The sequence below is a fragment of the Arthrobacter sp. Y3222053 genome (genome assembly GCF_059092805.1).
In genome coordinates, this window is the sequence record NZ_JBNHIA010000002.1 from 589957 (window position 1) to 612098 (window position 22142).

25 protein-coding genes are annotated in these 22142 nt (G+C 72.4%); 18 read left to right on the forward strand and 7 right to left on the reverse strand.

The genetic code is table 11. The annotated features are described in order from the left end of the window. The first annotated feature begins 46 nt into the window (after positions 1-46). Genes AC5RUW_RS06995 through ybaK form a run of 3 tightly spaced genes read left to right on the forward strand, consistent with a single transcriptional unit; the run spans position 47 to position 1970 of the window. A complete protein-coding gene (locus AC5RUW_RS06995) occupies positions 47-952 on the forward strand; it encodes a sulfurtransferase (RefSeq protein WP_494160008.1) in 906 nt (301 codons plus the stop codon). A 45-nt stretch (positions 953-997) separates the two neighbouring features. Further along, positions 998-1471: a SufE family protein gene (locus tag AC5RUW_RS07000; protein WP_494006845.1), complete on the forward strand. Its 474-nt coding sequence runs from the start codon at positions 998-1000 to the stop codon at positions 1469-1471. A 4-nt stretch (positions 1472-1475) separates the two neighbouring features. Then, positions 1476-1970: a Cys-tRNA(Pro) deacylase gene (gene ybaK, locus AC5RUW_RS07005; protein WP_494160009.1), complete on the forward strand. Its 495-nt coding sequence runs from the start codon at positions 1476-1478 to the stop codon at positions 1968-1970. 102 nt (positions 1971-2072) lie between these two features. On the opposite strand, the gene AC5RUW_RS07010 is transcribed toward ybaK, so the two are convergent. Then, positions 2073-3284, reverse strand: a complete 1212-nt coding sequence (locus AC5RUW_RS07010) for an MFS transporter (RefSeq protein WP_494160010.1) — start codon at positions 3282-3284, stop codon at positions 2073-2075. A gap of 56 nt (positions 3285-3340) precedes the next feature. On the opposite strand from AC5RUW_RS07010, the gene AC5RUW_RS07015 reads away from it, so the two are divergent. Next, on the forward strand, positions 3341-3913 hold the full coding sequence (locus AC5RUW_RS07015; RefSeq protein ID WP_494160011.1) for a TetR/AcrR family transcriptional regulator: 573 nt from the start codon (positions 3341-3343) through the stop codon (positions 3911-3913). Between the two features lie 15 nt (positions 3914-3928). On the opposite strand, the gene AC5RUW_RS07020 is transcribed toward AC5RUW_RS07015, so the two are convergent. Further along, a complete protein-coding gene (locus tag AC5RUW_RS07020) occupies positions 3929-5206 on the reverse strand; it encodes an alpha/beta hydrolase family protein (protein WP_494160012.1) in 1278 nt (425 codons plus the stop codon). A 139-nt stretch (positions 5207-5345) separates the two neighbouring features. Here AC5RUW_RS07020 and AC5RUW_RS07025 point away from each other — a divergent pair, with 139 nt between their 5' ends. The 12 genes from AC5RUW_RS07025 to AC5RUW_RS07080 all read left to right on the forward strand — a co-directional run bounded on the left by AC5RUW_RS07025 (position 5346) and on the right by AC5RUW_RS07080 (position 14756). Beyond that, the gene (locus AC5RUW_RS07025) at positions 5346-5837 is read left to right on the forward strand and encodes a hypothetical protein (protein WP_494160013.1); all 492 of its coding nucleotides are present in this window, start codon (positions 5346-5348) and stop codon (positions 5835-5837) included. 14 nt (positions 5838-5851) lie between these two features. Next, positions 5852-6316, forward strand: a complete 465-nt coding sequence (gene msrB, locus AC5RUW_RS07030; RefSeq protein WP_494160014.1) for a peptide-methionine (R)-S-oxide reductase MsrB — start codon at positions 5852-5854, stop codon at positions 6314-6316. Between the two features lie 234 nt (positions 6317-6550). Continuing rightward, positions 6551-6871: a ferritin family protein gene (locus tag AC5RUW_RS07035; RefSeq protein WP_494160015.1), complete on the forward strand. Its 321-nt coding sequence runs from the start codon at positions 6551-6553 to the stop codon at positions 6869-6871. Between the two features lie 4 nt (positions 6872-6875). Further along, positions 6876-7340: a hypothetical protein gene (locus AC5RUW_RS07040; protein ID WP_494160016.1), complete on the forward strand. Its 465-nt coding sequence runs from the start codon at positions 6876-6878 to the stop codon at positions 7338-7340. Further along, positions 7337-8287, forward strand: a complete 951-nt coding sequence (locus AC5RUW_RS07045) for a hypothetical protein (protein ID WP_494160017.1) — start codon at positions 7337-7339, stop codon at positions 8285-8287. The genes AC5RUW_RS07040 and AC5RUW_RS07045 overlap by 4 nt, the downstream gene beginning before the upstream one ends. Beyond that, entirely contained in the window at positions 8274-9677 is a 1404-nt protein-coding gene (locus tag AC5RUW_RS07050; RefSeq protein WP_494160018.1) for a V-type ATPase 116kDa subunit family protein, read from the forward strand. The genes AC5RUW_RS07045 and AC5RUW_RS07050 overlap by 14 nt, the downstream gene beginning before the upstream one ends. Beyond that, a complete protein-coding gene (locus tag AC5RUW_RS07055; RefSeq protein WP_494160019.1) occupies positions 9674-10135 on the forward strand; it encodes an ATP synthase subunit C in 462 nt (153 codons plus the stop codon). Before AC5RUW_RS07050 ends, AC5RUW_RS07055 begins: the two co-directional genes overlap by 4 nt. Next, on the forward strand, positions 10132-10371 hold the full coding sequence (locus AC5RUW_RS07060) for a hypothetical protein (RefSeq protein ID WP_494160020.1): 240 nt from the start codon (positions 10132-10134) through the stop codon (positions 10369-10371). Before AC5RUW_RS07055 ends, AC5RUW_RS07060 begins: the two co-directional genes overlap by 4 nt. After that, positions 10368-10892, forward strand: a complete 525-nt coding sequence (locus tag AC5RUW_RS07065) for a hypothetical protein (protein ID WP_494160021.1) — start codon at positions 10368-10370, stop codon at positions 10890-10892. Before AC5RUW_RS07060 ends, AC5RUW_RS07065 begins: the two co-directional genes overlap by 4 nt. Further along, positions 10889-12625 (forward strand): V-type ATP synthase subunit A, encoded by a 1737-nt coding sequence (locus AC5RUW_RS07070; protein ID WP_494160022.1) that lies wholly within the window; start codon positions 10889-10891, stop codon positions 12623-12625. Before AC5RUW_RS07065 ends, AC5RUW_RS07070 begins: the two co-directional genes overlap by 4 nt. Further along, positions 12622-14169 (forward strand): V-type ATP synthase subunit B, encoded by a 1548-nt coding sequence (locus AC5RUW_RS07075; protein ID WP_494160023.1) that lies wholly within the window; start codon positions 12622-12624, stop codon positions 14167-14169. Before AC5RUW_RS07070 ends, AC5RUW_RS07075 begins: the two co-directional genes overlap by 4 nt. Continuing rightward, positions 14166-14756: a V-type ATP synthase subunit D gene (locus AC5RUW_RS07080; protein WP_494160024.1), complete on the forward strand. Its 591-nt coding sequence runs from the start codon at positions 14166-14168 to the stop codon at positions 14754-14756. Before AC5RUW_RS07075 ends, AC5RUW_RS07080 begins: the two co-directional genes overlap by 4 nt. Positions 14757-14802: 46 nt before the next feature. Here the strand turns inward: AC5RUW_RS07080 and AC5RUW_RS07085 are convergent, their stop codons facing one another. The 4 genes from AC5RUW_RS07085 to AC5RUW_RS07100 all read right to left on the reverse strand — a co-directional run bounded on the left by AC5RUW_RS07085 (position 14803) and on the right by AC5RUW_RS07100 (position 18782). After that, positions 14803-15477, reverse strand: a complete 675-nt coding sequence (locus tag AC5RUW_RS07085) for a cyclase family protein (protein WP_494160025.1) — start codon at positions 15475-15477, stop codon at positions 14803-14805. Then, the gene (locus AC5RUW_RS07090; protein ID WP_494160026.1) at positions 15464-16888 is read right to left on the reverse strand and encodes a purine-cytosine permease family protein; all 1425 of its coding nucleotides are present in this window, start codon (positions 16886-16888) and stop codon (positions 15464-15466) included. The genes AC5RUW_RS07085 and AC5RUW_RS07090 overlap by 14 nt, the downstream gene beginning before the upstream one ends. A 12-nt stretch (positions 16889-16900) precedes the next feature. Next, positions 16901-17335 carry a YybH family protein gene (locus AC5RUW_RS07095; protein ID WP_494160027.1) on the reverse strand — a complete coding sequence of 145 codons (435 nt, stop codon included), beginning with the start codon at positions 17333-17335 and terminating at the stop codon, positions 16901-16903. Between the two features lie 280 nt (positions 17336-17615). Then, on the reverse strand, positions 17616-18782 hold the full coding sequence (locus tag AC5RUW_RS07100) for an acetyl-CoA C-acetyltransferase (RefSeq protein ID WP_494160028.1): 1167 nt from the start codon (positions 18780-18782) through the stop codon (positions 17616-17618). A gap of 283 nt (positions 18783-19065) precedes the next feature. Between AC5RUW_RS07100 and AC5RUW_RS07105 the strand changes: the two genes are divergently transcribed. Both AC5RUW_RS07105 and AC5RUW_RS07110 read left to right on the forward strand, forming a co-directional pair. Beyond that, positions 19066-20697 carry a peptide chain release factor 3 gene (locus AC5RUW_RS07105; protein ID WP_494160029.1) on the forward strand — a complete coding sequence of 544 codons (1632 nt, stop codon included), beginning with the start codon at positions 19066-19068 and terminating at the stop codon, positions 20695-20697. 29 nt (positions 20698-20726) lie between these two features. Then, positions 20727-21482 (forward strand): ABC transporter permease, encoded by a 756-nt coding sequence (locus tag AC5RUW_RS07110; protein WP_494160030.1) that lies wholly within the window; start codon positions 20727-20729, stop codon positions 21480-21482. A 24-nt stretch (positions 21483-21506) separates the two neighbouring features. Here AC5RUW_RS07110 and AC5RUW_RS07115 read toward each other — a convergent pair whose 3' ends face one another. Continuing rightward, positions 21507-22109 (reverse strand): YdeI/OmpD-associated family protein, encoded by a 603-nt coding sequence (locus tag AC5RUW_RS07115; protein WP_494160031.1) that lies wholly within the window; start codon positions 22107-22109, stop codon positions 21507-21509. Between the last annotated feature and the right edge of the window lie 33 nt (positions 22110-22142).

The following is a 22142-nucleotide window of genomic DNA, read 5'->3' on the forward strand; positions in this document are numbered from 1 at the left end:
AAAGATCCGTCCGCTTTATCACCCTGCAGGAAAGAGGCACCGCACCATGGCTGCAGCCGCAGATCCCCACCCCAAGTTCGCCGGCTACGCGCATCCGGACCGGCTGGTTTCCACCCAGTGGCTGGCCGACCATGCCGATGAAGCGGGCCTGGTGGTGCTGGAGTCCAACGAGGACATCCTCCTCTACGAAACCGGGCACATTCCCGGGGCGCTGAAGATCGACTGGCACACCGACCTCAACGATCCGCTGACCCGTGACTTCGTCGACGGCCCGGCCTTCGCGGAGCTGATGTCCCGGCTGGGCATCAGCCGCGACACCACCGTGGTCATCTACGGCGACAAGAGCAACTGGTGGGCGGCCTACGCCCTGTGGGTCTTTACCCTGTTCGGCCACGAGGACGTCCGGCTGCTGGACGGCGGCCGGGACAAGTGGATCGCCGAGGGCCGGGAACTGAGCACGGAGCGGCCCGCCCCGGCCCGCTCCGACTACCCCGTCGTCGAGCGGAACGACGCCGCGGTCCGCGCGTTCCTGCCCGACGTCCTCGACCATCTGGGCAAGGGCCCGCTGGTGGACGTGCGCTCCCCCGCTGAGTACACCGGCGAACGCACCCATATGCCGGACTACATGGATGAGGGCGCAATGAAGGGCGGCCACATCCCCACCGCGGTTTCCGTACCCTGGGGCAAGGCCGCCGCCGAGGACGGCACCTTCCGCCCGCGTGAGGAACTGGAGGCGCTCTACCGCCAGGAAGCCGGACTGCAGGAGGGCGACGACGTCGTGGCCTACTGCCGCATCGGCGAGCGTTCCAGCCATACCTGGTTTGTGCTGAAGCACCTGCTGGGCTTCGAGAACGTCCGGAACTACGACGGCTCCTGGACCGAGTGGGGCAACGCTGTGCGCGTGCCGATCGCGTCCGGAAGCGAGCCGGGCCAGGCACCGGAACGCCGCTGAGGCGGGCTGATCCGCAGCATTGACGACAAGAGCAAAGGCGAAGCATTGAGTACCACCGACACCTCCGGCAGCACCCTTCCGGCACAGCTGGCCGACATCATCGAGGACTTCCAGGCGATGAGCGAGCAGGAACGGCTGGAACTGCTGCTTGAGTTCTCCCGTTCGTTGCCTGATCCGCCCGCGGCCGTGGCGGACCGCCCGGAGCTGATGGAGCAGGTGGTGGAGTGCCAGTCGCCGGTGTTCCTCAGCCTGGACGTGGCCGATGACCCCGAGCAGACGGTGCAGCTGTACTTCTCCGCCCCGCCGGAGGCACCGACCACCCGCGGGTTCGCCGGGGTGCTGCATGAGGGCCTCAACGGCCTGCCCGCGGCGCAGATCCTCGCCGTACCCGCCGATGTGCCGGACCGCCTCGGCCTGACCCGGGCCATCACCCCGCTCCGGATGCGCGGAATGGCCGCCATGCTGGGGCGGATCAAGCGCCGGCTGGCGCAGGATCCGCGGGTGGCGGCGGAGGGCTGAGCCGGTGGCCCGGAAACAGCAGGGCAGCGCGACGCCGGCCACCCGGGCCCTCGACGCGGCGGGGGTCCCCTACAGCACGTCTTCCTACGGCCACGACGCCTCCGCCGCCTCCTACGGCCTGGAGGCCGCGGAGAAGCTGGGGCTGCCGCCGGAACAGGTCTACAAGACGCTGATGGTCTCCGTCGACGGCCAGCTGGCCGTGGCGATGATCCCGGTCGCTGCCACCCTGGACCTGAAACGGTTCGCGGCCCTGATGGGCGGCCGGCGCGCCGCCATGGCCGCCGCCGCGGACGCCGAGCGGCGCACCGGCTATGTGGTGGGCGGGATCTCTCCTCTCGGGCAGAAGCACGCGTCTCCGGCCGGCCTGCATGCCGCCGCCCTGGAGCTGGAGAGCATCAACGTCTCCGGCGGCCGGCGGGGTTTCGAGATTACCCTGGCGCCTGCCGACCTGATCAGGCTGACCGGCGCCCGGACCGGGGACATCGCCGTCGAGCGCTGACCGGCGGCGCCGTTCCGGGCCAGGGAACCTGGTTTGGCCGGTCCGGGACTGCCGCGTATGAGACGCCCGTCCCGGCCGGATCACCGGTCGGGACGGCGCGATTCACGACGTCGGGGACGGCGCCGGCTGTTCCGCTCCGCTGCGGCGCCCTGCCCGCCCCATCGCGGACAGCCCGCCGGCCAGGCACAGTCCGGCCGCCAGCCCGGCCAGCAGGACCGGCGGCAACTGGTCCCGGGCCACGCCGAAGCCCGCGGAACCGAGCGCCTGCCCCACCGCCAGCGCAATGAAGAGGATGGAGGTGCCCGCTCCCGGATTGTTCCGGCGGACCTGGCGGGCCCACAGGATCAGCACCGCGGACAGGCCCATGTAGCCGGCGCCGAACACCGCCATCGCCGCGTAGGCGGCCCAGGCGTTCCCGGCGGACACGGCCACCGCCAGGGCCGCGTTGGCTGCGGCCAGCGCGGCGGCGCAGATGAGCCAGCCGGCGCGGCGTCCGGTCCGTCGGACGAGCGTGCCCGCCAGGGCGCCGAGGAAACCGCCGGCGCCCAGTGCTATCCAGAGCCAGCCGGTCCGCTCGGCAGTCACCGCGCCCGCCTCGGTGACCACCAGGGGGCCGAAAGTCCAGATCAGCGCCGAGCCGATGCCACCGACGACGGCGGCGATCCCCGGCTGCACCAGTGCCTTCCATCCCTCCGGGGAGGAGGACGGCGCGCCGTGCCCGGAGGCCGGGTTCGGCCTGCGGGCCAGGTCCGCGTGGCGTACCGGATACCAGGCGGCAGCGGTGGTGGCCGCGCAGACCAGCGCCATCACCGCCCAGGCCGGGCCGATAGAGGCCGCGGCGAAGGCGGTCAGCCCCGCGCCGATGACCCCCACCGCCGTGCCGGCGTTCACCACCGACTGCGCCGTGGCCGAAGCTGCGGGGGCCACAACCGCGTCGATGATCGGGACCAGCGCCGGTGAGGCGAACCCGCCGCCCATGCCGCCCACCAGGACCGCGATCACGAAGGTGACCGGGTCCGCGGCCAGCGCCACGCCCACGCACCCGGCGGTGGCCGTCAGCCCGGCCAGCAGCAGGCCGGTGCGCGGATGCCGGTCCACCAGCCGGGCGGCCACGGCGGCGGCGACGCAGTAGGCGGAGAACTGTGCCGCGGCGGCCCATCCCAGTACCCCGGCGAGCTGCGGCCGCTCCGAGGCCAGCAGCGGCGCGAACAGGCCGACGCCGAAGCGGGCCATGCCGTAGGTGGCGGCGATCAACGCCATACCGGCCAGCGCGGGGGCCAGGCCGCTGCCGGCCCGCAGATGGGACACCTTCATGCGGCACCTCCTCAGTTAAACGATCGTTTCACTGTAACGGTCGTTACACTAGTGCCATGGCCAATCCGCAGCAAACCCGCAGCCGCCTGCTCGACGCCGCCGAGCAGCTCTTCTTCCAGGAGGGCATCGCCGTTACCGGCGTGGACCGGGTGGCCGCCCTGGCCGGGACCAGCGTGGTCACGCTCTACAAGCACTTCGGGTCGAAGGAGAACCTGCTCCGGGACGTCCTGGCCCGTCGGCTGGCTGCCTGGACGAAGCATTGGGACGCGGCGCTGGCCCGCGCGGCCTCGCCGCAGGAACGCCTGCTGGCGGTGTTCGACGCGGTGGAGAGCTTCCGCGCCGAAGCCGGGGCAACCCAGTGGTGCTGCTTCCTGGCGACCGCGTCGGAACGGCCTCCCGCCGCCCCCGGCGCGCAGGACCCGGTGGCCGAGCTGCTGCTCGAGGACACCCGGATGGTCAGCGACCGTCTCGTCGAGCTCGCCAGGCAGGCGCAGAATCCGGACCCGGAGGCTCTCGCATCAGCCCTGCTGCTGCTCTACAACGGGGTGCTGAGCAGCCTGCTGCGCGGCACCCCGTCGAATCCGGCCCGCCTGGCCCGGGCGACGGCCCAGCCGCTCATCGCGGCCTGAGGCCGGCGGCGCGTCTCAGGCGCGGTGCTCAGCGGGGTGCCTGGTCCGGCCGAGGGTCTGCTCCAGCCAGGCCAGCACGGTCCGCTCCCACCGCTGCGGGTCCACGTTGTACTCCTTGGTGTGCCGGGCGCGGGTGAACCGTTCCAGCGTGACCACCTCCGGGTTTTTCCGCGCCAGCTCGGCGGACGGGCCGACTGGAACGAAGTCGTCGTCCTCGCTGTGCAGGATCAGGGTGGGGGTGCGCACCTCTTCGGCCCGGGCCGTCCAGTCCATGCTCTTGAGGTCCAGCGGCGCCGCCAGCCCGGTGAGGGTGCGCCCGGCCTGGTTGGAGATCAGCCACTGTCCCAGCCGCCCGGCCTGCACCGGGACCTTGTTGAGGCGGGCCTGGTAGGCCAGCACGTCGACCCAGTTGACCACCGGCCCGTCCAGCACCATCGCTCGGACATACCGGCCCAGCGCGGACCGGTCCGCCGCCTGCAGGCAGATGGCTCCGCCCATGGACCAGCCAAAGAGCACGACGTCGCGTGCGCCGTGCTCGAGGGCGTAGCGGATCGCTGCCTCGACATCCCGCCATTCGGTCAGGCCGAGCCCGTACCGCCCGTCGGCGGCACCGGGGGCCTCGCCGTCGTTGCGGTAGGAGATGAGCAGGCTGGTCAGCCCGGCTGCCTGTGCCGAGCCCACCGCACGGATGCACTCAGCCCGGGTGGCGCCGCGGCCGTGCACCATCACCGCCCAGGTTCCGGTTCCGGGCCCGTCGGCACTGTCGGCCGGCACCAGCCACGCCGGCGCCTCGCCGCCCTCCACAGGAATCAGGACGTCCTGCTGCCCGAATCCGGCGGACGCGGGGGTGGGATGGATGGAGCCGCTCCACCAGCCGCGCACGGCCTTGGCCAGGTCGCCGCTGTAGACCTCCTCGACGTCGCGCTGGACGGTGCCTTCGCGCGGCACGTAGGAGCGGATCGCCCCGATCCGGGCATGTCCGGATCCGCCGTCGAAGTAGAGGCTGTAGGTGCCGTCCACCGTGGTGTCCGCGTTGGCCGGCAGGATCACCTGGCGCCCGTGCGCCGCGGAGGTGGTAACGGCCAGGATCTCCAGGTTCTCGTCGCGGACATGCCGCGGGGTGACTACCTGGCGCGCGAAGTAGACCCCCAGGCCACTGGCTGCGGCCAGGACCGCCGTAGAGGCTGCCACTCCGACGCCGGCGCCGAAGGCGGTCCAGCGCATCCAGGGGGCGGTCTTCGTGAGGGCGCCGTCCTCGGCCTGCAGGCCGCCGGCGGAAGCAGTGTTAACCATGCTCCATTTGTACCCTCGATCGGCCGTCGGTTCCCATTTCGGCATGCCGGACGGCCGGCACCGGGGAACCGGCCGGACCGGAGGGCTGCCGGGTGCCGCCCTCAGGGCCCTTGGTAGGGGGCGGTATTAGGCTGTGCGCATGAGCGGAACGATCCTTGTGCTGACCGAAGAGGCCCTGAACTCCGTGGACGTCGCCAACCTGGCGTCCCTGGCCGAGGTGGAACCGGCCACCTTCGAACTCCTGGTGCCCGCCGAAACCGGCGGCAACCTGCTGGTGGAGTTCCTCGACAGGCTGAGCCTGCTGGAATTCGCCGAGGCCTTCCGGAACCTTGCCGGCGACCGTCCCGGGCCCGCGGAGCAGCAGCGCGAGGCAGGCCTGGACCTGGCTGCCAGCCTGCGCCTGCTGCACGAGGCCGGGCTGGACGCCCGCGGTGCCGTGGTGGACGGCGACCCGGTGACCGCCGTCGTCGACGCCGCCCGCCGCACCGCAGCCAGGCAGGCGGTGGTGATTACGACGCCGCACGCGGTGGAGGACACCCTGCGCACCGACTGGGCGAACGAGGCCCAGGAACGGCTGCAGATTCCGGTGCTTCACCTGTATTCCGGATCGGGATTTATTGGCGACGCTTAAGCGTTGTCGCTGTCATGACCACACCCGAGACCTCCCCCCAGGACACCGCCGGCGCCACCGGTGCCGTGCGGAAGACCGATGAGCAGTGGCGGGCCGAACTCAGCCCGCAGGAATACCAGGTGCTCCGGCAGGCCGGCACCGAGCGGCCCTACACGGGCGAATACTGGGACACCAAGACCGCCGGCGTCTATCAGTGCCGGGCCTGCGGCGCCGACCTCTTCACCAGCACGGAGAAGTTCGATTCGCACTGCGGGTGGCCTTCCTTCTTCGCGCCCCTCGCCGAGGACCGTGTTCGCTACCTGCACGACCGGTCGATGGGCATGGACCGTATCGAGGTCCGCTGCGCCGCCTGCGACTCGCACCTCGGCCACGTCTTCGAGGGCGAGGGCTTCCCTACGCCCACCGACCAGCGCTACTGCATCAACTCCGTATCGCTGAAGCTCGTTCCGCGCGGCGACGCCTCCGACGCCCCGGCCTGAACTTCCTGCCCGAGCCCCGGCGGCCTTCCGGCTGCCGGGGCTCCGCTGTGCCACGGGGAATCGGACGCGGACCGCTGCCGCAGCCGGACGGGCGCGTGGCCGGGCCCGGCGTCGGCCGGAATGGTCAGGACCCATTGTGTGCCCCGAGGCGCGAAACGTACGCTCGATGAGTTACTGATCTGCACCGCCGGGGCCCTGCTCCAAGCGGCCCGGCGGCCTTTCAAGGGAGCCGTCATGGGCACCGAGCAGTATCACGAACCGCCGGAGGAGCTGCCGGCAGAAACCAGGACCTTCGCCAGGATGTGTGCCTCGCTGGCCGAGGAGGCCGAGGCGATCGGCTGGTACGTGCAGCGGATGGCTGTGGAGCCGGACGCGGAATCCCGGGCCATCATGCATGACTCCCTGGGCGAGGAATACAAGCACTTCTGCATGGAGCTGGAGTTCCTGCTCCGGCGCACCCCGTTGTGGCGCGACATCGCCCGGGGCATCCTGCTGGTGGACGGCGACATCGTCCGCAACGGCGAAGCCGCCGAAGCCCGGGCGACGGGCGACTGACCCGATGGCCAGGCGCAGCCTGCTGGACCGCTTCCGGCCCGTCGGCGCCCCGGGGCCGGCAGGGCCCGCCGCCGTTCCCGCCGAGGACCGCCCGGGGCCGGAGGCGGAGCTCGGGCCGGTGTTCGCCGCCCTGCAGCCGGACGTCGACGCCGCTGCGGGGCGGATCGAGGAGGCACGCCGCGCCGCCGGGCAGCACCTTGCGGCCGCCCGCACCCAGGCGGCCGGGATCATCGAAGACTCCCGCCAGGCCGCTGCGGCAGCCCGGGCCGCGGCCGCAGCGGAAGCGGCCGACGCCGTCGAGGCGGCGGACACGCGGCGGCTTGCCGAGGCGCGCCGCCGGGCCGAACAGCTGCGGAACCGGGGCCGCACCCGGCTCGGGCCCACCGCCGCCGCGCTCCTGGATCGGATGGTGGCGCAGATGCAGGCAGGAATGCCGCAGGACGAACCGGCCGGGGACGGAAGAACGTGAATTCGGACTGGGTGGCCGCCACCGTTCGGGCCCGCTCCATGGCCCGGCGCCGTGCCGGCAGCGGGCTGATCGGCCGGGTGGCCCGATCCGGCAGCCTCACCGCGGCGCTGGACCTGCTCCGGGACACCGGATACGCTGCCCGGCTGGCATCCGCCGACACCCTGCTTGCCGCCCAGCGTGCCACCCGGGACGCGGTGCTCTGGGAAGTACGGGTGCTGGCAGGCTGGGTGCCGCCGGGCGGCACGGCGCTGCTGCGCGCCGTCGCGTCCGCCTACGAAGCGGACAACATCGTTCAGCTGGCCCGGCGGCTGGCCGCCCCGCCTTCCGTGCCGGCCGGCCGGACCGCCCTGAACGGGCAGGACGAAGCGGCGCCGTTCGAGCTCGGGAGCCTCGCCACCGCCTGGTCCCGGATCTCAGTGGCGGATTCGCCCGCCGAGCTGGCCGACCTGCTGCGCCGCTCGCCCTGGGGCGACCCGGACTCGGACCTGCCCGCGGTGCTCACCGCGGTTCGCCTGCGCCGCCTCGGCGCGGCGGCCCCGGAAGCCGCCGACAGCACCGCCCGGGCCGCTGCCCTGCTCGCCGCCCGGGTGCGGCTGACGGGCGGCACCCCGCCGGCCGCCCGCCTGGTGTCCCTGCTGCGGCCGCTCCTCGGCATCGACTGGACCGAGGCGCGGAGCCTGCCCGAGCTGCGCGAGGCCCTGCCCGCACGGCTGCAGCCGCTGCTCGCGGACCTGTCCAGCCCTGCGGACCTGTGGCGGGCCGAGTCCACCCTGCCGGTAGTGGAGGAGGCGGAGGGTTTTCGCCTGCTGCGCTCCGGGGTGCCCGGCCCGGAGGTGGTGTTCGGCGCCGTGCAGGTACTGACGGCCGACGCGTGGCGTCTGCGGGCCGCGCTGGCGGCCGCCGCGGGCGAGTCCGGACCCAGCGAGGTGCTCAATGCCGTGGCGTGAGGAGCTCTCCCCGGTGCGCATGGAGCGCGTATCGCTGGTCTGCCCGCTGGAACGTCGGCGCGAGGCGCTCACCGAGGTCGCCCGGCACGGGACCCTGGAACTGGACCTGCCCTACGAGCCCGGCACCGACGCCGGGGAGCTGGACCGGGCGGAGGCGGCCGCCGTCGTGCACGGCCCGGTCGCCGCGTGGGCGGGCTGGTCCCCCGCCCACGATGTGCCGGCCCTCGCCGGTGCGCTGGCACCACGCGGCGCCGGCCTGGTTCCGCTGAAGAAGCCGCGGGGGGTGGACCCGCCGACCCTGCTGGCCGGCGGTGCCTCGAAGCAGGCCTCTCCCCGGCCCTCGCGGCTGCTCGTGGACACCTACACCACGGTTCCCTACGGCGGAGTGGACCCGGCGATGCTGGCTGCCCTGGCCTACGTGATCATGTTCGGAATGATGTTCGGCGACGCCGGGCAGGGCCTGCTGCTGGTGGCGGCGGGCCTGATGCTGCGCAGCGGGCGGGTGGCCCGGCTGCGCCGCTGGCGGGGCGCCTGGCTGTTCGTCACCGGAGCGGGCCTGGCCGCCGTCGTGTTCGGGGTGCTGTACGGCGAGTTCTTCGGCCCCACCGGCGTGCTGCCGGTGCTCTGGCTCGATCCGCTCGAGGAGCCCATACCGCTGCTCATCGCCGCCGTGCTCTTCGGCGCCGTACTGCTGGCCGGCGCCTACGCCCTCGGCACGATCAACCGGGTCCGTGAGGGCGGATGGGGTTACGCGCTCTACGCCCGCTCCGGGCTGGCCGGGTCCGCGCTGTTCCTGGCCGTGGGCCTCCTGGCCTGGGGCCTCGTCGCCGGCGCGGGGCCCCTGGTCCTCGCCGCGGCGATCCTGGGCGTGCTGGCCCTGGGCTTCATCTTCGTCGGTCTCTTCACCGAATCCGGCGGCGGAGCAGGCGGCGGCCTGCAGGCGTCTGTGGAGCTGGTGGACACCGTGGTGCAGCTCGGCTCCAATCTGGTCTCCTTCGCCCGGCTGGCCGCCTTCGGGCTCACCCATGCCGCACTGATGGGCGTCGTGTGGGACGGCACCACCGCGCTCTGGGCCCCTGACTGGCGGGCCGTAGCCGCGGTGCTGGTGTTCCTTGTCGGCAATGCCGTCACCTTTGCCCTCGAGGGCCTGGTGGCGGGCATCCAGGCGCTGCGCCTGGAGTACTACGAACTGTTCTCCCGCGTCTTCCAGGCCGAGGGGCGGCGCTTCCGGCCCTGGGCGCCGGACCTGGACGGCGCCCCAGGCCCGGACGCCCCCGCCGTCGCCGGCGCCGGCGCCCCCGCCCCCGCGGGCGCTCCGGCCGGCGCCCCCGCCGTCGCCGCGGAAACCGCCACCGGGGATCCCCGGTCCAGTGAAAGGCACCAGCCGTGAATCCCTGGCTTACCGCACTTCCCGCCGCCCTGCTCCTGGGCGCCCTGTTCGTCGCGAGCGCGGCGATGCTCCGGCGGCACCGCAGCGCCGGGCTCCGGCTGCTTGTCGGCACCAACGCGGCGCTCATGCTTGGCGCCCTGGTGCTGCTCGCGACAGCACTGACCGCATCCGAAGCCGCCGCCGACCCGGTGGCCGCCCAGAGTGCGGCGGACACGGCGTTGCCCATGCAGACCGAGTCCGACGGCGGCCGCGGCGCCGCCCTGATCGCGGCGGCCATCGCCGTCGCCGGGTCCTCCATCGGCGCCGCCATCGCCGTGGCCTACACGGGCTCCGCCGCTCTGGCGGCGATGAGCGAACGGCCCGAAATCTTCGGGCGCGCCATGGTGGTGCTCGGGCTGGCCGAGGGCATCGCCATTTACGGGCTGATCATCTCCATCATCCTGATCGGCCAGGCATGAGCGGGCGCGGGCAGGACGGCCGGGTGGCCGCCATCGGCGAGGACTACCGGATCGCCGGCTACGCGCTGGCCGGGGTGCAGCTTCATCCGGCCGCAGATGCCGCAGCCGCCCGGCGGGCCTGGGCCGGGCTGGAGGCCGACGTCGTGCTGGTGCTCCTGACGCGGGCCGCTGCGGCCGCGCTCGCGGATGACGCCGCGGCCGGCCCGTCCGTCCCGCTGACGGCGGTCCTGCCGTGACGGGGCTGCCCCGGGAAGCCGGTCCGGCCCTGGACCCGGTGCGTGCGGCGCTCGCGGATGACGCCGGCGCCCAGGCCCGGCGGATCACCATCGCGGCAGGGGAAGAGGCCGGGCGCATTCTCGACGGCGCCCGGCGCCGGGCCGGGGAGACGGTGCGGCAGGCCCGGGAGGAAGGAGCCGAGGCCGGGCGCGCGGACGCCGCCCTGCGTTCGGCGCGGGCCCGGCGGGAGGCCGGCGCCCTGGTGCTCACCGAACAGGAGCGCCTGCGCTCCGCCCTTCAGGAGGAACTGCGCGCCCAGGCCGCGGCCCTGCGCAGCGACCCGCGCTATCCCCCGCTGCTCCAGGCGCTTCGGCGCCGTGCCGTGGCCCTGCTGGGTCCGGAGGCTGAGATCAGCGAGGCTCCCGAGGGCGGGCTGCACGCCCGCGCCGGGACCCGCACCCTGGACCTGTCCCTGCCGGCGCTGGTGCGCCAGGAACTGGCAGCCGATCCCGTGGAGGTGAGCCGGCTGTGGGCGGCATGAGTCAGGACCAGACGGGCCGCGTGACCCGGATCAACGGCCCGCTGGTGGAGGTGCAGGGACTGCCGGGGCTGTCCATGCTGGAGGTGCTTGCCCTGGGCAAGGAGCGGATCGCCGCCCAGGCCGTCTCCATCAGCGGCAGCCGCGCGACCCTCCAGGCCTACGAATACACCGGCGGACTGCGCGCCGGCGATGTCGCCGAGCCCACCGGACGCCAGCTGTCCGCGCTGCTGGGCCCGGGGCTCCTCGGCCGGGTCTTCGACGGGCTGCTGCGTCCGCTCTCCACCGCCCCGCTGTGGCTTTCGGCGGACCGGCAGTCCGCCACCGATGACCCTGCCGTGCTGGACGAGCGCTGGCTGTTCCGGCCCACCGCCCGGCTGGGCGACGACGTCGGGCCCGGTGACGTGCTCGGCGTGGTGGCCGGCGCCGGGGCCGTCGAGTTCCGGGTCCTGGTGCCGCCGCATCTGAGCGGTACGGTGCACTGGCTGGCTGAGGGCAGCGTGCGGGCCGCCGATCCCGCCGCCCGGGTCGGAGACACGGACATCCCGCTGGCCCAGCCGTGGCCCGTGCACCGGCCGCGTCCGTTCCGGGAGCGGCTGGCCGGAGCGGTGCCGCTGCACACGGGCCAGCGCGTGCTGGACCTGCTGTTCCCGCTGCCGCGCGGCTCCGCGGCAGCCGTGCCCGGCGGCTTCGGCACCGGCAAGACCCTGCTGCTGCAGCAGATCGCCAAGTACTCCGATGCCGACGTCATCATCTACGTGGGCTGCGGCGAGCGCGGCAACGAGATGTCCGACGTCCTGGACGGGCTTTCCCGGCTGGAGGACGAACGTACGGGCGGCAGGCTGATCGACCGGACGGTGATTATCGCGAACACGTCCAACATGCCGATGATGGCCCGCGAAGTGTGCATCGACACCGGGGTCACCGTTGCCGAGTTCTTCCGCGACATGGGTCACGACGCCGTGGTGATCGCTGACTCCACCTCCCGGTGGGCCGAGGCGCTGCGCGAGTTCGCCAACCGGAACGGAGACCTGCCCGCCGAGGAGGGCTACCCGGCGAACCTCGCCAGCGAGCTGGCGTCGTTCTACGAGCGGGCCGGGCGGGTCCGCACGCTGGGCGGGACGACGGCGTCGGTCACTGTGATCGGCGCCGTCTCGCCCCCGGGCGGGGACATGAGTGAACCGGTCACTACCGACACGCAGCGGTTCGTCCGCTCGCTGTGGCTGCTGGACCGGGAGCTGGCCTATTCACGGCACTATCCCGCCGTCAGTTGGCGGGGCTCCTTCGCGCGCGACGCCGAGGAGCTGGGACGCTGGCACGCGGACCAGGGCGACCCCGGTTGGACGGGGCGCCGGGCCCGGGCCCAGCTGCTGCTGGCCGACGCGGACCGGGTGGCTGCGCTGGCGGAGATCATCGGCGCCGGGTCCCTGCCCGGCCATGAACAGATGGTGCTGCTCGGCGCCCGGCTGCTGCGGGACGGGGTGCTGGTGCAGAATGCGCTGAGCCGCAACGACGGCTACTGCTCCGCCGCCAAGGGGGCGGCGCTGCTGCAGGCCGTGCTGGACACGGTGCAGGCCTGCCAGGACCTGGTCGGACGCGGGGTGCCGCCGTCGCGCATCGAGGAAGTGGACTTCACCCCGCTGCTGCGGCTGCGCGAGGACACTGGCCCCGAGGACGCCGACGGCGCGGCCCGGGGCGGAGCGGACTTCCTCCGGACCCTGCAGGAGCTGGCATGAGCAGCGCCGCCGGACGGCCCGGACCGGACCCGCGCGGCCGCGAAAGCGCCGGTCCCGCCGGCGCGGATCCCGCGCTGGCGGCCGCGCGGCGCCTCGTGGGCTATACCGACGTCCGGGAACTGCGCGGCCCGCTGCTGGTGATGGGCGGGGTGGAGGGCGTGGGCTGGGACGAGTTCGCCGTCGTCGAGGTCGACGGCGCCCCGGACCGCCATGCGCTGGTGCTGGAGGTCGCCGGCTCCGACGCGGTGCTGCAGGTGCTGGAGGGCACCGGCGGGCTGGCGCCGGGCGGGCTGCAGGTCCGTTTCGAGGGCCGGCCGCTGCATGTGGCGGTGGGCACCGGCTGGCTGGGGCGGGTCTGCAACGGCCGCGGCGAGCCGCTGGACGGCGGGCCGCCGGTGGCCGCGGAGGATGCGGCGCCGGTGAGCGGCTGGCCGCTCAACCCGGTGTACCGGGAGCCGCCGCGGGATCCGGTGCTGACCGGCGTGTCGGTGATCGACGCGCTGACCACCCTGGTGCGCGGGCAGAAGCTGCCGATCTTCTCGGTGGCCGGGCTGCCGCATCTGGACCTGGCCACCCAGCTGGCGGCGCAGGCCACCACCGCCGGCCGGCCGTTCCGGGTGGTGTTCGCGGCCATGGGGATGACGCACTCCGATATCGCCTACATCCGGGACCGGTTGGAGGAGCGGTCCGCCGCCGGGGAACTGGTTCTGCTGCTGAACGCCGCGGACGATCCGGTGATCGAACGGATCCTCACGCCCCGCATCGCCCTGACCATCGCCGAGTACCTGGCATATGAGAATGGCGACGACGTCCTCGTCGTGATGAGCGACATGACCAGCTACGCCGAAGCCGTCCGTGAGGTGTCTGCCGCCCGCCGCGAAATCCCCGCCCGGCGCGGTTATCCGGGCAACCTCTACAGCGACCTTGCCACCCTGTACGAGCGGTGCGGGCGGGTGCGTGGACGTGAGGGATCGGTGACGATCGTCCCGGTGCTGACCATGCCCGGCGGGGACATGACCCACCCGGTGCCGGACCTCACCGGCTACATCACCGAGGGCCAGGTCGTCCTGTCGCCGGACCTGGATGCCCGCGGCATCTATCCCCCGGTGGACGTGCTTTCCTCGCTGTCGCGGCTGATGCGCAGCGGTGCCGGTGCCGGGCGGACCCGGGAGGACCACCTCGACGTATCAGCGCAGATCCTCTCAGCCATGGCGCGCGCCCGGCAGGCCGCCGAACTCGCCGAACTGGTCGGCACCGCCGCGCTCAGCGACACCGACCGGGCGTACATCGAGTTCCGTACCGCCGTCGAGCAGGAGCTGTTCAACCAGGGCCGCAGCGAGGCGCGCACCCTGGACCAGACGTTCGACCTGGCCTGGCGGGCCCTTTCCGTGCTGCCCAGGCGGGAACTGATCATGCTCAGCCCGGAGCTGATCGACCGGTACCTGCCGGCGCCCGACGCCGACGGCGTGGCGGAGGGCGGCGTCGACGTCCCAGGAGCCGGGAACCCGGAGGACGACGGCGGCGCCCCCGGGCGGGCGGCATGAGCCCGGCCGCCGGGCGGGCCGGGCGGGCCGAGGCGGAGCGCCGGCTGGAGACGGCACGGCGGGGCGCGGAGCTGCTCGAGCGCAAGCAGCGGATCCTGGAGCACACGGTCTCCCTGCTGCGGGGCCGCGCCGCACAGGCGCAGCAGGCCTGGGAGGAAACCGCCCGTGGCGCCGCGGTGTGGCTGCAGCGGTCCGCGGCGCTGGACGGCATGGAGCGTATCCGGGAAGCCGCGCCGCCGGCCTCGGCCCGGGTCCACGTTCAGCTGGCCGTTGCCATGGGGATCGAGTATCCGGAATCCGCCGGCTGCGAGCTTCCTGCCTTCGCTGTCCAGGCGGGCTCCTCCGCGCTGGTCTTCGCCGCCCAGTCCCACGGCGAGGCGCTGCGGACCGCCGCGGCGTTCGCAGCGGCACGGCGGTCCCTGGAGCTCGTCGAAGCGGATCTGGAGGGAACCCGCGCGCGGCAGCGGGCCGTGGAGAACCGGTGGATTCCGCGGCTGGAGCGCTCACTGGAGCAGATCGTGCGGCGCATTGAGGAGCAGGAGATGGAGGAAACCCTGCGGCTGCGCTGGGCCGCGGACCGATCCTGAGCCGGCCCCGCCGGCCAACGGAGCGGACCGGCGGTGTCGGGTGCCGTCAGGGGCTGAAGGCGGCCGCCCGGACCGGGGAGCCGTCGACCCCGTCCAGCCGCAGCGGCAGCACGGAGACCAGCGGATCGGGCCAGGTGACCTTGGCGAGGTTGGCGAGGTTTTCGATGATCGCCCCGCCGGCCCCCAGGAACACGTCGTGGAAAGGCAGCGCGGACGCGCCGTCGGGCGGGGCGGGAGCCGGGTTCGACGGATCCGGCGTCGGATCCGGGTTCAGGGTGTCGAAGCCGACCACCTGCACCCCGGCGGCGACCAGGATCCGGGCGATGTCGGCATCGAACACCGGATGGGCCAGATAGCGCCCGGTGCCGAACCACAGGGAGAACCCGGTCTCGAAGAGCACGATGGTCCCCGGCGCCAGCTCCGTCAGCTGGTCCGCAACCTGGGACCAGCCGACGAGCGAGTGCGGCGCCGCCTCGGGAAGCCGCACGATCCGGGCCGGCCCGATCAGCCGGTCCAGCGGCAGCTCATCGATGGCCGCACCGCCGTCAACGGTGTGCCGGGGCGCGTCGAGGTGGGTGCCGCTGTGGCTGCCCAGATGCAGCTCGGCAACCTCGAAGCCGTCCGCCGAGACCGTTGCCGCCTGCTGCACACGGACCTGCGGGTCTCCCGGAAAGACCTGCATGCCGGTGCGGACCGGGTGGCTGAGGTCAACGACCCGCATGTGTCGCCGCTTCCGGTTCCTTACCTGCGCTGTCACCCTCACACAGGTGCCGTGATGCCGGCCGGCCGCGCACGACCTTCCCGGCCGCGGCGCACCAGCCCAGGTACAGGACGAAGGTGAGGGCGAACGTTGGAATGGTGGCGCCCACGGGGCTGGGCAGGACGTAGGTCAGCAGCAGGGAGGCCGCCGCGCCGACGAGCCAGGCCAGCAGTGCGGCCGGGTTGATGCCGCCGCGGTACCAGTAGCGGCCGCCGCGGCCGAGCAGGATGTCCCTGGTGTAGGAGCCCTTGCTGACCAGGTAGTAGTCGGCGATCATCACCGCGAAGACGGGAATGAAGAGCGCCCCGATCACGGTCAGGAAGGAGGTGAAGCTGTCCAGCAGGCCCAGCCAGGTGGACCCGAGGATGGACACCGCGCCGAGCACGAGGGCGGTCGGCAGGAAGCGGACCCGCCGGGAGGGCACCATGTTCACCACGGACGAGACCATGCCGTAGACCACCATGGTGTTCGTGGCCATTACGGACAGGAAGATCACCACGGCCAGCGGCGCGCCGAAGACCCCCACGATCAGGGCCGGGTCGAAGCCGACCGCTTCGCCGCCGTCGAGCACCACGTAGCCGATGGCGGTGGCGCCCAGGGCCATGGCGAGGACGGTGGAGAGGGTGTAACCCACCGCCGAGCCGACGGTGCCGGCCGCCTGGCTGCGGGCCAGGCGGTTGAACTCCGCCGAGAGCACGGTCCAGGAAATGGCGGTGGAGATGACGATGTCGAGCACGATGACGCCGGTCAGCCCGGCGTCGGGATCAACCGGGATGGCGGCGAAGTCCGCCGCCGGGAACTCGGTGAAGGCCACGGTGAAGATCCAGCCCATGATGGCCAGGATCACCAGGGCCAGCCACGGCTCGACGCGGGCGATGCCCTTGTGCCCGAAGATGGCCAGCGCCACCACGAGCAGCTGGCACAGCACCGAGAACAGGATGGGGCTGGAGAACCCGGTGGCGCGTTCGACCAGGAAGTTGACGGTGACGCCGGCGAGCATGGCCTGGACCCAGCTCCATCCCATCAGGATGACGACGTTGGCCGCCACGGCCAGGAACGAGCCGCGCAGGCCGAAGGCGCCCTTGGTCAGGGACATGGTCGGCAGGCCGGTGCGGGTGCCCATGTTGCCCACCAGCACCAGCACGGCGCCGCCGATCACCGTGCCGAGGACGATCATGCCAAGGGCGAGGGGCCAGCTGACACCCGGAACGAACAGGGTGCCGGTCAGCAGCGTGGTGACCACCAGGTTGGCGGCCAGCCAGATCATGCCGATGCGGCCGGTGCCGAGGGTGCCGCGGAGCGGACCGTAGCCTTCGGAATCTTCATCCAGGCGGCGGGAGAGCCGCGACCAGGCGGAGGGTTGGGTAGACATGGGGCCTCGAATCTAGGCGTCGGCGCCGGCGGACGGCCGGGCGGAAGCGGGCAGGGCGGAGAGGTGCTCGTGGACGGCGAGCAGGCGGCCGTCACGGCGGGCAAACACGATGGTTTCGCGTTCGCTGGTGGTCTCCGGGGTAGCGGCGGGGCCGGCCGTGGTGCACACCGTGTGGCTGAACACCGCGGCTTCGCCCAGGACCTGGACCAGGATGTCGCTGCTCCGGCACGCGGTGACGGACCACCCGTCGGCGAGCCAGGAGTTCCACAGCGCTTCGTATTCGGCCCGGCTTTCCAGCCGACGGTCTTCGGTGTGGAACACGAACGTCGCATCGGGGGCGAAGGCCGCGAAATACTCATCGGTGCGGGTGGCGCCGAAGGCCTCAACGAGGGCCGCGGCCGCGGCAAGGACTTCGTCTTCGGTCAGGGGTGCGGGGCTGGAAGGCATGGCCGGCTTTCGGACGGGGCGCCGCGTGCCTGCGCCGGTGACGGCCATCGGCTGAGGTAAACACGCGATGCATATTTGAAAACTGTCACCTCAGTTTTGGGTGGCCCGCGTCACCTGTCAAACATCGCCGGAATATGACGCGGGCGACGATCATCGCTCAGCGGTTCATGATCCCGGGCCGCGGCCGTGCGGCCTTAACGCGTCAGGGCCGGGGGTGCGGCGTGCGCTCCGCCCCCCCCGGCCCTGCGATGTGGACCTCCCGGTCAATCCGATTCGGCCTTTACAGCCGGAAGCCCTCGTCGAGGCGCTCGATGATGGTGACGTTCGCCTGCCCGCCGCCCTCGCACATGGTCTGCAGGCCGTAGCGGCCGCCGGTGCGCTCGAGCTCGTGCAGCAGGGTGGTCATGATCCGCGCACCGGTGGCGCCGATGGGGTGGCCGAGGGAGATGCCGCCGCCGTTGACGTTGACCTTGGCCATGTCGGCACCGACCTCCCGCTGCCAGGCCAGGACCACGGAGGCGAAGGCTTCGTTGATCTCCAGCAGGTCGATCTCGTCCAGGCTCATCCCGGTGCGCTTGAGCGCGTGTCGGGTCGCCTCGATGGGGGCACTGAGCATCATGATGGGGTCGTCGCCGCGGGCCGTGATGGAGTGGATCCGCGCCCGGGGCTTCAGCCCGTACCGGCGCACCGCTGCCTCCGAAGCGAGCAGCAGCACCGCCGCGGCGTCGGAGATCTGGGACGACGTCGCGGCCGTCAGCGAGCCGCCTTCCGCCAGGGGTGCCAGGGTCGCGATCTTCGCGCGGTCCGGGTCCCGCGGGCCCTCATCCGCGGTGACGCCGTTCATCGGCAGGATCTCCCGCTCGAACCGGCCCTCGGCCTGCGCGGCGATGGCCCTGACATGGGACTCGACGGCGAACTCCTCCATCTCCTCCCGGGTCAGCCCCCACTGGCGCACCATCATCTCGGCGCCGATGAACTGGGACACCTGCTGGTCCCCGTAGCGCTTTTCCCAGCCCACCGAACCGGCAAACGGGTTGGGAAAACCCAGTTCCCGGGCGGCCGTGTTCGCGAAGGACAGCGGCACCGAGGACATGCTCTGCACGCCGCCTGCAATGACCAGGTCACTGGTGCCGCTCATGACCGCCTGCGCGGCATAGGAGATCGCCTGCTGGCCGGACCCGCACTGGCGCTCGACCGTGGTGCCGGGAACACGTTCCGAGAGCCCGGCGGCCAGCCAGGAGGTACGGGCGATGTCCATGGCCTGGGGCCCGACCTGGTCAATGGCACCCAGGATCACCTCGTCGTATTCCTCGGAGTCGATGCCCGCCCGGCGGACCGTCTCGGCAATGACGTGCGCGGCAAGGTCCGCAGGGTGGATGCCGCTCAATCCGCCCTTCCGCTTGCCGACGGGGGTACGAACGGCGTCGATGATGAACGCTTCAGGCATTGCTGTGAACCTTTCGTTGAGCCGGCCGCCCGGAGGGCTGCCGGAGTATCCCGGTGCGTCCCGGCGGATGCGAGGTAATCGGCCTCCACCCTAGGCCCCTGAAGCGGGTTGTGTCCCGGACCACACCACTGGATGGGACAGTTGTTTTCGGGGGACGCCCGTGGGGCCTGCCCTGGACCTCCAGCGTGTACACAACCGCTAGACTGGAAAGGCTGTGTCCGCACAGCCTTTCGCTGCGCTTCCGCAGCGCCCTCCACCTCAGCCGTCACCGGAAAGCAGCCTCGTGTCCCAGGCCTCCACCACCTCCAGCTCAGCCCCCGCCGCAGCGCAGATCCGCAGGGAAGCATCGCGGCGGCGCACCTTCGCGGTCATCTCGCACCCCGATGCCGGCAAGTCCACACTGACCGAAGCCCTGGCCCTGCATGCCCGCGTGATCGGCACCGCCGGAGCGACCAACGGCAAGGACAACCGCCGCGAAACGGTCTCCGACTGGATGCAGATGGAGAAAGACCGCGGCATCTCGATCAGCTCCGCCGCCCTGCAGTTCGCCTACCGGGACACCGTGATCAACCTGCTGGACACCCCGGGACACGCCGACTTCTCCGAGGACACCTACCGTGTGCTGGCCGCGGTGGACTGCGCTGTCATGCTGATCGACGCGGCCAAGGGCCTGGAAACCCAGACCATGAAGCTTTTCGAGGTCTGCCGGGCACGGAACCTGCCCATCATCACGGTCATCAACAAGTGGGACCGGCCGGGCCTGGATCCGCTGGCACTGATGGACGAGATCAACGAGCGCACCGGCCTGACCCCGATGCCGCTGACCTGGGCCGTGGGTTTCTCGGGCGATTTCCGCGGGGTCTGGGACCTGCGCGGCGACGAGTTTGTCCGTTTCACCCGGCAGAACTCCGGCGCCTCGCTCGCCCTGGAGGAGCACCTGGACCTCGACACCGCCGCCGAGCAGGAGGGCGAGGCGTGGTCCACCGCCCAGGACGAAGTGGAGCTGGTGACCGATTCCGGCGCCGGGTTTGACCGCGACCTCTTCCTGGCCGCCAAGGGCACGCCCATCCTCTTCTCCTCCGCCGCCCTGAACTTCGGCGTCAAGCAGATCCTCGACACCCTGGTCGACATCGCTCCCCCGGCCACCGACCGGGAGGATAAGGACGGCGACCGGCGGCCCGTCGAGGCCCCGTTCTCCGGCTTCGTGTTCAAGGTCCAGGCGGGCATGAACAAGGCCCACCGCGACCACGTCGCGTTCATCCGCGTCTGCTCCGGCGTCTTTGAACGCGGCATGGTCGTCACCCACGCCAACACCGGGAAGACCTTCGCCACCAAGTACGCCCAGCACCTGTTCGGGCGCGAACGGGAAGTGATCGATGAGGCTTGGCCGGGCGACGTCGTCGGACTGGTGAACGCCTCCGCCCTGCGGGTTGGCGACAGCCTGTATCTGGAGGAACCGGTGCAGTACCCGCCGATTCCGCTGTTCAGCCCCGAGCACTTCCGGGTGGCACGGTCCAAGGACCCCAGCCGCTACAAGCAGTTCCGCCGCGGGATCGACCAGCTGGAGCACGAGGGCATCATCCAGGTGCTGCGCTCGGACCGGCGCGGCGACCAGGCCCCGGTGCTGGCCGCCGTCGGCCCCATGCAGTTCGAAGTGGTCGAGGACCGCATGACCCAGGACTTCAACGCGCCCATGCGCTATGAGCAGCTGCCCTACTCGCTCGCCCGGCTCACCACGCCCGACGCCGCCGAGGTGCTCTCCAACGTGCACGGCGCCGAGGTGCTGCAGCGCTCCGACGGCGAGTTCCTGGCCCTGTTCAACGACGTCTGGGCGCTGCGCCGCGTGGAGAAGAACCACTCGTCCGTGCAGCTGACCCCGATCGGCACCGCGGCGCCGACCAGCACCGCCTACTAGCTCCGCTCGGGACAACCCGGGGGCGGGCAATGGACTCGACGCTGCTGCACATCGGACCCGCGGCGTGGGTGCTGCTGACGGTGCTGCTGGCCTCGGCTGCAGGCATCACGGCAGCGGTGTTGGGCCGGTCTCCCTGGCGGGTCCTGCTCGCCGGCGCCCGGGCCCTGGCGCAGCTGGCCCTGGTTGCGCTGGTCATCGCCGCCCTGGCGTCGTCTCCGCCGGCCGCGGCCGGCTTCGTGTTCCTGATGTTCCTTGTCGCCTCCTTCACCGCCGGCCGCCGGGTGAATCCGGGACGCCGCGGACTGCTGATGGCGGTGCCGATTGCCGCCGGCGTCGTTCCCGTCCTGGGCCTCATGCTGGGCGTGGGCGTACTGCCGGTGTCCGCCCTGGCGCTCGTCGCCGTCACGGGGCAGCTCATCGGCGGAGCGATGACCGCCTCGGTCCTGGCCGGCCGCCGCGTGCTCGCGGACCTGGCCGACAGGCACGGCGAGGTCGAGGCTGCCCTGGCCCTCGGCTTCGCGCCCGTCGAGGCCCGCCTGCTGATCGCCCGGCCCGTGGCCGGAGAAGCGCTGCTCCCGGCCCTCGACCAGACCCGCACGGTCGGGATGGTGACCCTGCCCGGAGCATTCGTCGGACTCATCCTGGGCGGGGCCTCGCCGCTCGACGCGGCGTTGGTGCAGCTGCTCGTGCTGATCGCCCTGCTGGCCGTGGAGGCCGTGGCCGTTTCGGTGGTGCTGCACGGCTGCGCCCGCGCCTGGTGGCCTGCCCGCCCGACTGCGCGCTGAACGCCGTCCTCGGTCAGGAAGCCCTCACGACAACTTGCCGCCCCCGAGCAGATCGACCGCTTTGCGGAGCCGGCGCTGCCTTACCGCTTCGCTGGGTGCGGTGATGATCGGATGCAGGACGGCGTATCGGTTCTGTCCGGTCAATGCGGCAAACGCGGCCCCCGCCGCCGGTGCCGCCGCAAGCGCTGCGGCCAGGTCCGCCGGAACCTGCGCCCCGGCCTGCCCGGGATAAGCCCGCGCCCAGCGGCCGTCCGCCTTGGCCCGCGCGATCTCCGCCTGCCCGCGCGGCCGCATCCGCCCCTGCTCGATCAGCCGCGCCACCAGGCCCAGGTTCCGCTGCGACCACATCGACCGTGCCCGGCGCGGAGTGAACCGCTGCCGGAAGGTCGCGGCGTCATGCCCCTGCCGCTGGCCGTCGATCCATCCGCTGCAGAGGGCCTCATCCAGGGCTTCGGCGTAGCTCAGGGAGGTGGGCTCCACGGTGCCCTTCTTGGCCAGCAGGAGCCACACGCCGTCGGATGTCGCCTCGTGCTCGTCCAGCCACGCACGCCATGCCGGCGCATCCGCCAGCACCAGCACCTCCACGCTCCCGGCCGTTCCCATGGTGCCCTCCCCTGCCTCGCCCATGCCTGACGGCAAGCGTAGATGCGCCCGCCGGCC

What these genes read in the sequence shown, in the direction of transcription:
- AC5RUW_RS06995 (WP_494160008.1), top strand. Translation starts at nt 47, where the DNA reads ATGGCTGCAGCCGCAGATCCCCACCCCAAGTTCGCCGGCTACGCGCAT.
- AC5RUW_RS07010 (WP_494160010.1), bottom strand. Translation starts at nt 3,284, where the DNA reads ATGAAGGTGTCCCATCTGCGGGCCGGCAGCGGCCTGGCCCCCGCGCTG.
- AC5RUW_RS07015 (WP_494160011.1), top strand. Translation starts at nt 3,341, where the DNA reads ATGGCCAATCCGCAGCAAACCCGCAGCCGCCTGCTCGACGCCGCCGAG.
- AC5RUW_RS07020 (WP_494160012.1), bottom strand. Translation starts at nt 5,206, where the DNA reads ATGGTTAACACTGCTTCCGCCGGCGGCCTGCAGGCCGAGGACGGCGCC.
- AC5RUW_RS07025 (WP_494160013.1), top strand. Translation starts at nt 5,346, where the DNA reads ATGAGCGGAACGATCCTTGTGCTGACCGAAGAGGCCCTGAACTCCGTG.
- msrB (WP_494160014.1), top strand. Translation starts at nt 5,852, where the DNA reads ATGACCACACCCGAGACCTCCCCCCAGGACACCGCCGGCGCCACCGGT.
- AC5RUW_RS07035 (WP_494160015.1), top strand. Translation starts at nt 6,551, where the DNA reads ATGGGCACCGAGCAGTATCACGAACCGCCGGAGGAGCTGCCGGCAGAA.
- AC5RUW_RS07040 (WP_494160016.1), top strand. Translation starts at nt 6,876, where the DNA reads ATGGCCAGGCGCAGCCTGCTGGACCGCTTCCGGCCCGTCGGCGCCCCG.
- AC5RUW_RS07050 (WP_494160018.1), top strand. Translation starts at nt 8,274, where the DNA reads ATGCCGTGGCGTGAGGAGCTCTCCCCGGTGCGCATGGAGCGCGTATCG.
- AC5RUW_RS07060 (WP_494160020.1), top strand. Translation starts at nt 10,132, where the DNA reads ATGAGCGGGCGCGGGCAGGACGGCCGGGTGGCCGCCATCGGCGAGGAC.
- AC5RUW_RS07070 (WP_494160022.1), top strand. Translation starts at nt 10,889, where the DNA reads ATGAGTCAGGACCAGACGGGCCGCGTGACCCGGATCAACGGCCCGCTG.
- AC5RUW_RS07075 (WP_494160023.1), top strand. Translation starts at nt 12,622, where the DNA reads ATGAGCAGCGCCGCCGGACGGCCCGGACCGGACCCGCGCGGCCGCGAA.
- AC5RUW_RS07080 (WP_494160024.1), top strand. Translation starts at nt 14,166, where the DNA reads ATGAGCCCGGCCGCCGGGCGGGCCGGGCGGGCCGAGGCGGAGCGCCGG.
- AC5RUW_RS07085 (WP_494160025.1), bottom strand. Translation starts at nt 15,477, where the DNA reads ATGCGGGTCGTTGACCTCAGCCACCCGGTCCGCACCGGCATGCAGGTC.
- AC5RUW_RS07090 (WP_494160026.1), bottom strand. Translation starts at nt 16,888, where the DNA reads ATGTCTACCCAACCCTCCGCCTGGTCGCGGCTCTCCCGCCGCCTGGAT.
- AC5RUW_RS07095 (WP_494160027.1), bottom strand. Translation starts at nt 17,335, where the DNA reads ATGCCTTCCAGCCCCGCACCCCTGACCGAAGACGAAGTCCTTGCCGCG.
- AC5RUW_RS07100 (WP_494160028.1), bottom strand. Translation starts at nt 18,782, where the DNA reads ATGCCTGAAGCGTTCATCATCGACGCCGTTCGTACCCCCGTCGGCAAG.
- AC5RUW_RS07110 (WP_494160030.1), top strand. Translation starts at nt 20,727, where the DNA reads ATGGACTCGACGCTGCTGCACATCGGACCCGCGGCGTGGGTGCTGCTG.
- AC5RUW_RS07115 (WP_494160031.1), bottom strand. Translation starts at nt 22,109, where the DNA reads ATGGGCGAGGCAGGGGAGGGCACCATGGGAACGGCCGGGAGCGTGGAG.